At 66.9% G+C, this 13,502-nt stretch carries 8 protein-coding genes; 1 reads left to right on the top strand and 7 read right to left on the bottom strand.

Annotated elements, in window-relative coordinates; all coding sequences use genetic code 11:
- Window positions 1–522: 522 nt before the first annotated feature.
- The 7 genes from J4G12_05215 to J4G12_05185 form a co-directional block, all read right to left on the bottom strand.
- Entirely contained in the window at window positions 523–1,266 is a 744-nt protein-coding gene (locus tag J4G12_05215) for a YebC/PmpR family DNA-binding transcriptional regulator (protein ID MCE2455205.1), read from the bottom strand.
- 165 nt (window positions 1,267–1,431) lie between these two features.
- Window positions 1,432–2,718 carry a hypothetical protein gene (locus tag J4G12_05210; protein MCE2455204.1) on the bottom strand — a complete coding sequence of 429 codons (1,287 nt, stop codon included), beginning with the start codon at window positions 2,716–2,718 and terminating at the stop codon, window positions 1,432–1,434.
- A gap of 159 nt (window positions 2,719–2,877) precedes the next feature.
- Entirely contained in the window at window positions 2,878–4,494 is a 1,617-nt protein-coding gene (locus J4G12_05205; protein MCE2455203.1) for an amidase, read from the bottom strand.
- Window positions 4,495–4,510: 16 nt separating this feature from the next.
- Entirely contained in the window at window positions 4,511–6,175 is a 1,665-nt protein-coding gene (locus J4G12_05200; GenBank protein MCE2455202.1) for an amidase, read from the bottom strand.
- Window positions 6,168–7,397, bottom strand: coding sequence for an aminotransferase class I/II-fold pyridoxal phosphate-dependent enzyme (locus J4G12_05195; GenBank protein MCE2455201.1), 1,230 nt, complete (start codon window positions 7,395–7,397; stop codon window positions 6,168–6,170). Before J4G12_05195 ends, J4G12_05200 begins: the two co-directional genes overlap by 8 nt.
- Window positions 7,398–7,437: 40 nt before the next feature.
- Complete coding sequence (locus J4G12_05190; GenBank protein MCE2455200.1) at window positions 7,438–8,541, bottom strand: NAD-dependent epimerase/dehydratase family protein; 1,104 nt, start codon at window positions 8,539–8,541, stop codon at window positions 7,438–7,440.
- Window positions 8,538–10,541 carry a S1 RNA-binding domain-containing protein gene (locus tag J4G12_05185; GenBank protein ID MCE2455199.1) on the bottom strand — a complete coding sequence of 668 codons (2,004 nt, stop codon included), beginning with the start codon at window positions 10,539–10,541 and terminating at the stop codon, window positions 8,538–8,540. The genes J4G12_05190 and J4G12_05185 overlap by 4 nt, the downstream gene beginning before the upstream one ends.
- A 317-nt stretch (window positions 10,542–10,858) precedes the next feature.
- On the opposite strand from J4G12_05185, the gene J4G12_05180 reads away from it, so the two are divergent.
- Window positions 10,859–13,447: a serine hydrolase gene (locus tag J4G12_05180; protein ID MCE2455198.1), complete on the top strand. Its 2,589-nt coding sequence runs from the start codon at window positions 10,859–10,861 to the stop codon at window positions 13,445–13,447.
- The last annotated feature ends 55 nt before the right edge of the window (window positions 13,448–13,502 follow it).

The raw sequence follows: 13,502 nt of genomic DNA, 5'->3' as shown, positions 1-13,502 counted from the left end.
CGGGACCGATGGAGCTGGACTGGATTTCGACTCGGCTTCAACCTGACCTGCCCCGGGAACGGAGGCGGAGGGAAGTGGGATGACCGGCATTAAGACGGAGGTGCCCGCGGCGCCCGCAGCGTCACGTCGGATCGTCACCGAACCCGCCTCCTCCGAGGGAGTTCCGACGATGGTCGGACGAAGCTGCGCGCATTGCGCGCCGAACTCGGCGCTCACCGTCTCTAGGCGGCGGCGTCCGGGATCCCGCGGCTGAACATCACTTCCATGCCGGGTCGATCTCGACGACCATCTCCACGAGCACCTCGCGCAGCCGCTGACCTTCCTCTGCACAGACAAGCGGCTGGCTTTGGCGCTGAGCGGGAGGGCTTGCCGGCACTGCCGTAGCTCCATGCCCAACCCACCCCAGCGCGTCGTCAACAAGCAAGGGGTGGAGCTTCGCCGAACGCCGGACCATGCGTAGCGAACAGGAGCCATACGCCGGCAGGTGCTACCAGCAGCTGGGGCTTCAGCTCATCTAAGCCGTCAGACCCCTGCCAGCTCAGTCTCGTCGATATCGGCGTTCGTGTGCACGCTTTGAACGTCGTCGAGGTCTTCCAGAGCTTCGAGCAGACTCACAAGCCGCTCCGCGTCGCGCCCGGAGACCGCCTGTTCGTTCCTGGGAATCATGGTGAGAGTGGCTGAGGCCACCGGTATTCCCGCATCGCGGAGCCCGTCTTGGACTTCCTGGAAGTCGGACACCTCGGTGGTCACCACGAACTCGTCGCCCTCGCTCGCGATGTCTTCGGCTCCCGCTTCCAGGGCCGCCTCGAAGAGCTCGTCCTCGGAGACCGCGCCGGCGTCGACGATCACCTGTCCGCGCCGCTCGAACTGCCAGGCGACCGAGCCGCCCGTGCCCAGACTCCCGTCGTGCTTGGCCAGGGCGTGTCTGACCGCAGCGACCGCGCGGTTGGTGTTGTCGGTCAGACACTCGACGAAGATGGCGACCCCGCCTGGTCCGTAGCCCTCGTAGGTGACCTCTTCGTAGCTGACGCCTTCGAGCTCGCCGGTACCTTTCTTGATTGCGCGCTCGATGTTTTCGGCGGGCATCGACGCCGTCTTGGCGGTATCGACCGCGAGTCGCAGCCGGGAGTTGAACTCGGGATTGCCGCCTCCGTCCCGAGCGGCTACGGTGATCTCTCGAATGAACTTGGTGAATTGAGCGCCGCGGCGGGCGTCGTTCACCGCCTTCTTGCGTTTGATCTTAGACCATTTGTTGTGGCCGGCCAACGGTCCTCCCTCCGAATTTCGATGCGGAAGCGGCTTACGGACTCGGCACCTGCGGACATCCGCTCTCGCCTGGGCTACCGAGCGGGTTCACCCTACCCCTCGGTGGACGGCCGGTTCGACGTCAGGGGACCCGCCTGGAGTGAAGCGCGGTCGGAGATGTGGCGCCTACCAGCGGCGACCGATCCGGTTGTTCACGGCGTTGTTGTAGATCGAACCGAACTGGATCCGGAACCCGGACTCGAACTCGTAGTCGAAACTGCTCGCCCGCTGCTGGAGGCGAAGAAGCGCCTCCTCGTCGGTGACCCCACCTGCGGAAAGGTAGATCTGGTCATCCACCCAGGCAACGTTGCCGCCCACGCTGAAGGAGAGCCCGCGGACGATCCTGAACTCGAAGGAGCTGTCGAGCCGGAGCAGATTGCGGTCGAAATCGTGGAGGAAGTGGGAGCCGGTCGCGCTGAAGTCGGCGTTGCCCCAGGGCTGACGCGCCGAAAACCTGATCTGGAGCGTCTGTTCCCAGCGCGTTTCCTCCATCTCGTCGTACCGAGTCCGCTCGAGATATCTCCGATAGGCCGGGCCCACGCGATAGTAGAAGGTGAAAGCCCTGCGAGTCGCCTCCTCGTAGGGGAACACGCTGTACTCGACGGCGCCCGTCATCTCCGCCCGGAAGTCCTGGTTGACGCGCACCATCCTGCCCGCTTGGCTTTGGACCCCGAGCGACCAGTGCGCCGCGATCGGGTAGATGAGCGTGTTGTTTATGTCCCAGTCGGTGCGCGTGTCCACGAACGTCGAGTCGGTGAGTTCGATCGAGACCCGATTGTGGCGGACCGTGCCCCAGAAGCTCACTCGCGAGTCGGGCGTGGTCCTGCCCGCCGAAAGGGTGGAGTTCAACCGCGTGTTGGAGTAGGTGGACTCCCCACCTACCTCGAATTGGCCGTTGACGCTGAAAACCCAGAGGTTCCAAGGGTCGTTCACATCGTCCTGCGACACGATGAACTGCTTGTTCGATTCGTCCGGATCAGGTCCCACAACGTCGACCAGGTCCCGGTAGCCTTCGTGGTTCGCGAAGAGCGCCATCCCCAAGCTCATGACCTGGGTGATCCCGTCGAGCGTTTCGACCTCGGTGTCCGTGGAAAACGACCGGTAGGAATGGCTGTCCGAGTAAGGTTCGAACGGATCGGTGCCGATAAAGTCGAGGATGTATTCCCGCCCGCCCGAGCCGGCTCCCTGGCTGGTCATGATGATGTGCACGTCGGCGACTTCCTTGTCGTTCACCCAGTTCACCCAGGTGATCTCGGTGCGAAAGTACTGGCGGTTGCACCGACGGCCGTCGCAGTCGAAAAAGACGTTCGGCAGATCCTGCGCCGAGGTCGCCTCGGGTGCGAGACCGGTCGAGACGACCGCACATGCGAGGACCAGTCCGCCTGCGGCGGAACGAAGAATCGAGGTTGGCATCTTGCGCGGTTCGGAGTAAGGCGGCTGAGCGCCCGCAGGTGGCAACCGCGCTCAGGGTCCGGCTTCGTGTCGGGAGAGGCCCTCGGGCGGTCGAGGGCCGCTTGCAGCCCGTTTCGAGGTAGACAACTCAGCCACCGGAAGAGTTGAACCCGGCGGCCTCTACTCCCGCGCCGGACTCGGCGAGGACGCCGGGTCGGCGGAGGCGACGGTGTCGACGGGAGCGAGCGCCGGGGGCACTCTCGCCTGGGTCGCGCGTTCCAGCGCAAACGCCCACTCCAGGAGAGCGCCGTCGCTTCCCGGCTCCCCGATGAACGCCACGGCGAAGGGAAGACCGTTCGGGTAGTGTGACGCGGGCATCGCCACCGTGGGCAGCCCCATATCGTTGACGATGTTGCTGGGAAGTTCGGGCCAATTGTTGGGGTTGTGGTCGGGCCGCTCAGGGTCCTCCACGAGATCCCGGCTGGGAGCTCCTGCCTGTGGAAAAAAGAGGCCGTCCAGGTCGTGACGGTCGAACGTATCGCGAAATGCCTGGAGGATCTCGGTCCGCCACCGCTCGAAGGCTCTCCCTGCGTCGGTCTCGCCGGGGTCGGCGGTGTCGCCGCGCGCCCGGGGCAGGTCACGCCCCGAGAGCTCCTCCCACTCCTCGACGCGGTCGAACGGCGCTCTCTCGCCAAGTCCGCGCATGTAGCCGGCGATGTCGTGAACGAAGGTGTTCACTCGCGGTCGCTCGGAATAGAGCTCCTTGAAGCCGCTCCCCGCGAACGGGGTTTCCACGGTTTCCGCCCCCAGTTGCTCGAGCACGGCGATCGCCTTCCGGTACTCGTCCTCGGTTGAGGGATCCAGAGGCAGCCAGTCGTCGCGCCATCCCTCTCCCACGAGCCCGAAGCGGATGCCGACGAGCGAGGGGGGCTCGGCGGCCGCGCTCTCCAGACGTTCACCGTAGGAGGAGTCTCCGCTGATCACGTCCATCATGATCGCCGCGTCGCTGACCGAACGCGTGAGCGGACCGACCACGTCCACGTAGTAGGCCGAGAGCGGGAAGATGCCGTCGATGGGAATCAGACCCTGCGTCGGCTTCACCCCTACCAGCCCCTGCGCCGCCGCCGGGTTCTGGATCGATCCGCCGGTCTCGGTGCCCAGCCCCACCACCGCGAAACTGGCGTTGACCGCCGTCGCCGTCCCGCCGCTCGACCCGCCCGGAGCCTTCGTGGTGTCGTAGGGGTTGAGAGTCGTTCCGGCCACGCTGCTCCGGGTGCGGGTACCGTGCCCCGCGAAGTCGGGAAGGTTCGTCTTGCCGACGACGAGCGCGCCCGCGGCCTTCAGGCGGGCCACCACGGTCGCGTCACGTTCGGGGACCATGTCGACGCCTCCGGCGGCCGCGCTGAAGCCGTCGAATCCGACGGTAGTCACCATCCCGGCCACGTCGATGTTGTCCTTGACGGCCACGGGGACCCCGTGCAGGGGACCGCGCGCCCCGAATTCGGCGTACTCCCGGGCCAGGCTCCGCGCCTGTTCGACCAACTCCGGATTTAACGAGACGAAGGCGTTGTAACGCTCCTCGTGTGCCAGTACTTGCGCCAGCGTAGCCTCGCCGAGCGCGACGGTGAAGTCGGGATCGGCGGCGTTCCCCGCCTGGATTTCGGCGACCGTGATCTCGGAGACCCCCGGGAAGTCGGCTTCCGTTCGTTCGACGCAGCCCCAGACGAACGCGGCCGCGATCACGAGCATCGCCGGCACGCGGAGACGAACGGGCGGACACGGACGACGCCGGCTCACGCTCCGTTCTCCCTCGCTACGATCCGAGCTGGGAGGTGTCCGGACGCCTCAGGTGCCAGGCGGTCTCGCGCTGGAAGGCGTGGGCGACGTTCAGCAGGTCGGCATCGGTGAAGAGGCGGCCGACGAGAGTCGTGGAAAGGGGCATGATCGTGGGCGAGTCCGCGTCCGGGTTGCGCGCGCCGAAGCCGTACGGCAACACCACCGCAGGGTTCCCGGTCTGATTGGTAAGGCCCACCTGGCCGGATCCGCTCACGAACATGTCGACCTCCGCCATGGCCGCCTCCATTTCGCGCATGAGGAGGAGCCTGCGCCGCTGCGAGTTCACGTAGTCGATCGCCCTAACAGCTCGGCCGCCGCGGAAGCGGGTTCGGTTCCGTCTCTCGGCACCGGGAAGATCGTCGGGTACCGGCTCGGGCTCGACCCCGCCGGGAGCGATCCGATAGTCCATGGCCGCCGAAGACTCGACGCTGAGCGAATTCGAGCTCCCGCTGGGCAGCTCCGTCATCTGAACGAGATTCGCTCCAACCCCGCGCAGCCGCTCCAGCGCCTCTTCGGGAGCGTCCTCGGCGTAGCCGATGCGATAGGCGTCGATGCCGGCGTCAGGGCGAAATGCGAACGGTGCCGGCACCGTCGACGGATCGAGCTCGCTCGTGCCCCGGATCGCATTGAAGACGAGCGCGCAGTCGAAGGCGGAGCGACACATGGGACCGATCTTGTCCATGCTCCACGAAAGCACCATGCCCCCATGTCTGCTGACAAGTCCGAAAGTGGGGCGGAGCGCGCTCAGACCGCAGCGCCTGGAAGGTGAGACGATGGATCCCTGGGTCTCGGTACCGATCGCGAAGGCGACGGCCCCCGCCGCGGTGGCGGACCCGGGTCCCGCCGACGAACCGCTCGATCCCTCTTCGGTGTTCCACGGGTTGCGCGTGCGTCCCCTATACCAGCGGTCCCCGCGCGCGAACTCGCCTGTGGAGAGCTTGGCGATCAGGACCGCCCCCGCCCGGCGCAGCCGAACCGCGACCTCGGCCTCTTCGTCGATCACCCGCCCTGCGTACTCGCCGTGACCCCAGGTGGTGGGAGCCCCGGGCACGCTGAAGAGATCCTTGAGACCGTAGGGCACGCCGTGCAGAGGGCCGCGCCAGTCGCCTGCGGAGATCTCGGCGTCGGCCGCGGCCGCCTCCTCCATGGCCCGATCCTCCAGGATCGTCACCGCGCACATGAGCACCGGATCGAAGCGCTTCAACCGCTCCAGGTAGATGGCGGTGAGCTCGGAGGAGGTGACGCGCTCGTCACGGAGGAGCGCGGCTAGGCGGTGAACCGGCAGAAAGGCGATCTCCTCGGGGTCGGTGGGCACCGGCCCTTCCCAGGAAGCGATCCCGATCTCGCTGCGGGCGAAGAGCGCGCTTCCGTGCTCGCGCCACATCCGCTCCGTCAGGACGCCGTTTCCGCCCGGATAGGCCTGATAGGCAAGGGCGGGATGTTCGCCGTTGCCGAGCGGGACGGACGGCACCTCCTGCCGGTCCGGTCGGATTCCCGCCCCGGCGGAAGCGTCCCCCGCCTCCGGGGAGCGCGCTCCCAGCGCTCCGGGAGCGACGGTGCCCGCAGCCGCGAGCGTCGCCGCCGTCTTCAGGAACGCGCGGCGGTCGGAGGCGGTCTCGTTCTCTCCAGGTCGGTCAGTCATCCTCGAACCTCGATAGCGCATCGAGCACGTAGTCGATGTCGGCTTCGGTGTGGTCGGCGTTGATCTGGGTGCGGATCTCCTCGTCGCCCTCGGGCACCACGGGGTAGGCGAGCCCGGTGACCAGGACGCCGGCCTCGTAAAGGTGATCCACGAGCGCCCTCGTTCTCGCGGTGTTCCGGATCATGAGCGGCACCACCGGATGCTCGCCGGGGATGGTTTCGACACCCAGCTCGCCGAGTCCGGTCTCGAATCTGGCTGTCAGCCCCCTGAGCCGCAGAATGCGTTCCCTGCCCTCGGCGCTGTCCACTATCTCGAGGGCCTTGAGGGCTGCGGAGGCTTCGCCCGGCGTGATGGGGTTCGAGTAGATGTACATCTGCGAGCTCTCTCTCAGGAAGCGGGCGCAGGCGGCGCTGGTCGCCACGTAGCCGCCGTTCACCCCGAACGCCTTGCCGAGCGTGCCGATCAGAATGTCGGCGGGCGGCGCGGCGAGCTGCTCCTCGGTACCTCTTCCGGTCGGTCCGAACGCCCCCACTCCGTGGGAATCGTCCACCACGACGACAACGTTCTCGGGATAGGCGGAGTCGTGGCGCGCGCAGATCTCCATGATTTCCGGGAGCGGCGCGGGATCGCCACGCATCGAGAAAATGCCGTCGGTGACGACCAGCGCTCGTTTCGCTCTCCCCCGCCACTCGCCCAGCATCCTGTCGAGCTCCCCGGCGTCGTTGTGCGGGTAGATGGCCTTGCCGGCCGGACGCACGAGTCGCATGGCGTTGATGATGCAGTTGTGGTTGAGCTCGTCCGACACGAGAACGGTCTCGCCGGTGGCGAGGGGAGCCAGGGTGGAGATCACGGCCGCGTAGGCCGACGAGAAGATTACCGCCGCTTCTCTCCCGTGGAACCGGGCGAGGGCCGCCTCCAGCTCCACATGAGGCTCGTAGCTCCCCGAGATGAAGCGCACCGCGCCCGGGCCCGCGCCGAACCTGCGAGCGGCCTCTTCTTCCGCCTCGATCACCTCGGGATGGAGTCCGAGCCCGAGATAGGAGTTGGAGTTGAGGCGGATGAACTCGCGCGCGCCCTCGCCCCTGAGCCGGAACCGGGGGCCGCGCGCCCCGGCGGCGGGAAGCACCGCCCGCACCACCGCTTCGGCGCCCTTGGCAGTGCCGGCGGCGTGAAGAGCCTCCACATGGGCGGAGACGGTTTTGTCGAGTCGGTCTATGGCCACCTGTCAGCGGCCCACATGCGGAGGTTTGTCCACGGGTCGTCTATACCCCGGCGGCCGCTGGAGCGGCCGGTTCCTTGCGCGCGCGGTCCGACCGCGAAGCGATCTGCGAGGGAGAGCGGTCCGAGCGCGGTTCGTCGCCCGCCCGCGACGCATCCGCGTCGACGGCTCGTTCCCTCCTGTTGTGATCAACCATGTCGCGGGTCATCGATCCCAAGTCGAACTCGTGCCGCCAACCCCAGTCCGCGCGCGCGGCTCTGTCGTCGAGCCGGTCGGGCCATGAATCGGCGATCGCCTGCCTGACCGGATCGGGATCGTGGCTTACCGTGAAGCCGCGAATGTGTTTTCGGATCTCCTTCGCCAACAGTCCGGGGGAGAGCTGCATGGCGGTGACGTTGTACGAGTTTCGATGGCGCAGCAGGGTGCCGTCGGCCTCCATCAGCTCCATGGCGGCCCTCACGGCGTCGGGCATGTACATGATGTCGAGCCGGGTATCGGGATGCAGAAAACTGGGATAGGGACGCCCGCGGACGGCGTAGTCGAACATCTCGACAGACCAGTCGGTGGTCCCGCCGCCCGGCGGCGCCCCGTAGGAGACGAGACCGGGGTAGCGGAGGCCGCGGACATCGAGGCCGTAGCGCAGGTGGTAGTAGTCGCAGAGCAGCTCGCCGGCGAGCTTGGTGACGCCGTAAATCGAGGTCGGACGCATCGGACCGTTCTGAGGAGCGGGGTCCCCCGGCGAATCCGGGCCGAAGACGGCGATGGAGCTGGGGACGAATAGGGCGCAGCCCTGCCTCCTGGCGATCTCGAGCACCGCTTCCAGGCTCCCCATGTTGACCGCCCAGGTCCGCGTCGGGTTCTCCTCCCCCACCGCCGAGAGTATGGCGGCGAGATGATATACGGTGTCGGCCCGGTGATCTCGAACCGCTTCGGCGAGCGCGGCGGGATCGGTCGCATCCACCCGACGGAAGGGACCCTCCTCTCGGGCCGAGCGGGGCTTGCTCGCCCTAACCGACGAATCCGGGCGTTCGCCCGGCGTCCGAAGGTCGGTCGCGAGCACGGCATCGGGCCCGTAGCCGCTTCTGAGCGCCGGCACGAGCCAGGATCCTATCTGTCCGAGCGCCCCCGTGACCAGGATCCGGCTCAAGCAGCCTCCGGCCGAATAGGGCTGGCCTTGGTCGGCGTCCTCGCCGGGGTTTCGACGCCCGGACGTCCCTGCGCGGGCTCCGGGGCCTCGTCGTCGGTTTCGCTCGGTTCAGCGATAAGAGCGCGGGTCTCCGCCATGTAGCGATCAAGGTCGGGTATGGTCCCGGTCACCTGCTTGAGTCCGAGCGCGAGTCGGCGTTCCATCGAATCGAAGCTGAGTATGACCACCTCCAGGTCGTCTCCCTCGAGAAGCGCCTTCAAGGCTTCGGTGGGCTCCTCTTCCCACGAAATGTCGCTGAGGTGAACCAGCCCGTCCATCTCCGGCTCCACCTCGAGGAAGGCTCCGAAAGGTACCACCGTGGCCACCCTGCCGACCACTCTCGTGCCCGGGGTGAACGACGGTTCCCGGAGTATCCACGGATCGACGGTGAGCTGCTTCGCGCCCAGAGAGATTCTCCGCGTCTCGACCTCGATTCCGAGCACCACGACCTCGATCGTCTCTTCCGGTTCGAACCCCCTCTCTCGAGGCGGGTCCTGTCGGGACGACCAATCGATGTTGCTTTGATGGACGAGACCGGTCACGCCCACCTCCAGGTCGACCAGAATGCCGTACCTCGTTATCCTTCCGACCTTGCCGGCGGCTCGGCGCCCGACGGGGTACTTCCGCATCGCGCCGCGCCAGGGATCCGGAAGCAGTTGCTTGCGACCGACCGACACCTGGCCCTTCTCCTCGTCGATGCTCAGCACTTTGACGTCGATGATCTCGCCCTCGTTGACCTCGTCCGTGGGATCGTCCACCCTGTACCACGCCATTTCGGAGCGGTGCAGGAGAGCGTCCACGCCGCCGAGGTCGACGAAGGCTCCGTAGGTGATGATGCGTTTCACCTGGGCTTCACGCACCTGGCCGGGCAGAAGCTCGTTGGCGAGCCTGTTGCGCAGAATCTCCTGCCTGAGCTTGCTGTTGGCGTTGCAGGTCAGCCATACGACCCTTTCCTTGTGATCGATCCCGCTGATTCTGGCGCGGACCGAGCTGCCCACCTGGTCCTCGACAGCTAGCTCCCGGATTCCCGGATCGGCCTGAGAGTGCGGCAGGAACGCGGGAACGCCGCCCAAGTCGCTGCGGAACCCCTGGTCGAGGATCTGGGCGACCGTGAATTCCACTTCGTCGCCACGCCGGTGGATTTCGGTGAATCCGGACCAATCTTCGTTGGAGACGAGCGCGGCGTTTCGTGACGCGAGCGCACCCCTCGAGCCTTCATCGAGATCGACGAGGCGGACCGGGATGACCGTGCCCAGGTGGTCTCGGGCCGACCAAGGCGGGTGCGGCCAAAGATGTTCGGGATTACGGTCGCGGACCAGGGCTTCGACCCCGAAGAGATCGACGAGGCCGTCGCCGCTGGGCAGCGCGTCGACGAGTTTCACCCATACCGTCACCTGCGAGCGTCGGAGCTCGATCAGCCTCTCCCACATCTCGTCGCTCACCCCGACCGCCCGCTGCGAGACCACCACCCGTCGCTGTCCATCCTGGACGCGAATGATCTTCAACTCGACCTCGCGCCCCAGCAGGCGCTCCGTTCCCTCGCGGCGCAGCTCCCGACTCAGACCGATGTCCGAGAGGTAGCCCTCCGCGTCCAGTACGTTGACGATGTAGCCGTTCTTGACCGCCTTCACAATCCTGCCGTCGACGGTCTTTCGAGCCTCGTGCGCGTCGCGGACCGCTTCCCACGCGTCGTCGGTGATCAGAGCCGCTCTTCGCGAGACCACGACCTCGTTCCCGGCATCGACCTCGATCACCCTTATGGGGTGCGTCTCTCCGGTCTCCAGCGCGACATCCCATCTGTCCGGGACGTGGCTGACGGTGCTGTGGAATTTCGGCATGAAAGCCACCACGCCCATCACGTCCACCGAGGCGCCGCCCGCGCAAGCCCTCAAGATCCTTCCCGGTATTATCGCACCCGAATCCCGGGCGTCAAGCAGAAAATCCCAGACATAGGCGGGCACGTGGTGGTTCCTTCCCTTAACCGGCCCCCCCCTTACACGCTTGGCCTCAGACTCACGCCAAATCCCTGCGATCGCTTCTCTTGTCATGCTCCATCCTTGTCATCAGCTCGGCGAGACGAACCTCCAGATCACGGATATGTTCTTCTCCTGGGATTTGTTACCATCGACGTAGTAAAATAAACTGCGGTAATAACCTGTGCGCAAGGAACACACGGGCCGTCGGCAGAATGTCCGGATTCGATGCGGGCGGCTCGGGTGGTTCTTCACGGCTCTTCCACCCGGTTGCAGGCACCTGCGACCATCATCCGATTCGTCCCATGCCCTCATTGCCTTCACACGGAATCGGCCCCGCGCTCAGGGCTCCGGTGGCCGGAGGACGGAGCTTCTCCGGTAGCGCGGCCCTTCGTCGCTGTCGGCGCTCGCATGATATTCTCCCAGGACTGCTGGCCCTCTGGACGCTGGGCGCCTGCGCTCCGGATCGCGAGCCTCCGCACGAGACCATCGAGCCCGGCGCCGACTACGCCGAGGTGGCCGTCGCCCTGAGCGAGGCGATCGAGCGGGAGCGGTCGGCGAAGTCGCTCGGGGCCGTCTCCGTCGCGCTCGTGGAAGGCGACAGCGTCGTCTGGGCCGCCGGGTTCGGCGAAGAGAAGGCCGGTCGCGCCGCCGGGCCCGGCACCGTCTACCGGGTGGGCTCGGTCTCCAAGCTCTTCACCGACATCGCCGTCATGCGGCTCGCCGAGCGGGGGGAGCTCGACATCGACGCTCCGGTGACCGAGTACCTTCCGGACTTCCGGCCCGGCGGACTCCAGCCGGGCGCGCCGACGCGCCGGGCCGGCTCCGGGGCGGGTGGGGCCGATGCCGACCCGTCGGCCGCGGCGGCTTCCATCACCCTGCGTCAGCTAATGTCCCACCGAGCCGGGCTGGTGCGCGAGCCCCCGGTGGGCAACTACTTCGACGACTCCGGTCCTGATCTGGCAGCCAGCGTAGCCTCTTTGAACGGGACCGGGCTGGTTTACCTGCCGGGAACGAGAACGAAATACTCGAACGCGGGCATCGCCGTGGTGGGCCGGGCTCTGGAAGTGACGCGGGAGACTCCCTTCGCGGACCACATGCGGGCGTCGGTGCTGGATCCGCTCGGCATGGGAAGCTCCGCCTTTCTCCCGGAGCCGGAGCTGATGGGACGGCTGGCCGAGGCCGCCATGTGGGGGATGGACCGGGCCTACTACGCCGCGCCCTCGTTCGAGCTGGGCATGGCTCCGGCCGGCAGCATGTACTCCACGGTTCTCGACCTCGCCCGCTTCATGAGCGCCGTCTTCCGCATCGCGCGGGGCGCCGACCTCGATGAAGGCGTTCATCTTCTCGACTCGGCCACCCTGGAGCTCATGTGGGAGCCGCAGTTCGTGCCCGAGGGTACCGCGACCGGATTCGGACTAGGCTTCAACGTGGGAGAGCTCGACGGGGAACGGGCCATCGGCCACGGCGGAGCCATCTACGGCTTTTCCACCCAGCTCTCCTTCCTGCCGGGGCAGGGTCTGGGAGTGGTGGTCACCTCCGCCGTGGACCTCACGAACAGCTTCACTTCCCGGGTGGCGAACGCCGCCCTGGAGATGATGATTGCGGTCCGGGCCGGCGAGGCCCTACCGCCGGCCGGCTTTCCCGAGACCGCTCCGGTCGATCCGGCGCTGGCGAGGCGGCTTGCCGGCGTCTACTCCGACGAGAACGGGGGTCTTGAGCTCGACGAGAGAGGCGGACGGCTCTTCGCGACCGGCCTCGAGGGCGGTTTCACGACCGAGCTGCGCACCTTGGGCGACACGCTGATCGTCGACGACAGGCTCTCCTTCGGTTCCCGCTTCCTCCCCGAGGGCGACGAGCTAGTCGTACTTGGGGCCGGAGGGGCGGCGGCGGCGCGGCTTGCTCGGGAACCCTCGGTCGGTGCGCCGCCGCCGCCACCTGCGGAATGGACCGGACTTATCGGCGAGTACGGCTGGGATCACAACGTTCTCCACATCCTCGAACGCCGCGGCGAGCTGCATGCGCTCATCGAGTGGTTCTTCCTCTACCCGGTCTCGGAGCTTCCCAGCGAGAGCTGCGGCGGCGGCGAAGGGAGCGCTTGCTTCGCCTTCCCCGTAAGAGGACTGTACGCCGGCGAGAGCCTCGTTTTCGATCGCGACCCGGACGGCCGCGCAAGTTCGGTGAACGTCGGCTCGGTGATCTTCACCCGACGGGAGCTCGGCACCGAATCCGGCGAGACCTTCCGCATCGACCCCGTGCGTCCCGTTTCGGAGCTCCTCCCTGAGGCGCTTGCCGCCTCGCCGCCCACCGAGGCCGGCCCCTTCCGGTCACCTGAGCTGGTGGAGCCGGCCACCCTCGATTCCACGCTCAAGCTCGACGTGCGCTACGCGAGCACCGACAACTTCATGTCATCCGTCTTCTACGACGAAGCGAGGGTCTTCCTGCAACGACCGGCCGCCGAAGCTCTGGTACGGGCGAGCGCCGCGCTCCGAGCCGACGGCTACGGCCTGGTCCTCTTCGACGGATACCGCCCCTGGTACGTTACCAGGACCTTCTGGGACGCGACCCCGGAGACTCAGAAGATTTTCGTCGCCAACCCCTCCAACGGCTCACGCCACAACCGTGGATCGGCCATCGATCTTTCGCTCTACGATCTCGCGAGCGGAGAGGTGGTGGAGATGACCGGCGGCTACGACGAGTTCTCGCCGAGATCCTTCCCCGACTATCCGGGCGGCAGCTCCCGACAGCGCTGGCGGCGGGCTCTGCTGCGCCGGGCCATGGAGGACGCCGGATTCGCCGTCTACGAGGCGGAGTGGTGGCACTTCGATCACGAGGACTGGCGCGAGTATCCCATCCTGAACCTGACCTTCGCCGAACTGGCTGCGGCCAACTGAACTCCGACGCCGTACAAGACAGCGCCGAGGAAGGCCCGCCCGAGTGCACGGTCCA

It is taken from the genome of Gemmatimonadota bacterium, assembly GCA_021295815.1.
GTDB lineage: Bacteria > Gemmatimonadota > Gemmatimonadetes > Longimicrobiales > Gaopeijiaceae > JAGWBQ01.
This window is presented reverse-complemented; position numbering and strand designations above follow the sequence as displayed.

Excerpts from the sequence above, each read along its gene's own strand:
- J4G12_05210 (MCE2455204.1), bottom strand. The coding sequence starts at position 2,718 with ATGCCAACCTCGATTCTTCGTTCCGCCGCAGGCGGACTGGTCCTCGCA.
- J4G12_05200 (MCE2455202.1), bottom strand. The coding sequence starts at position 6,175 with ATGACTGACCGACCTGGAGAGAACGAGACCGCCTCCGACCGCCGCGCG.
- J4G12_05180 (MCE2455198.1), top strand. The coding sequence starts at position 10,859 with ATGCCCTCATTGCCTTCACACGGAATCGGCCCCGCGCTCAGGGCTCCG.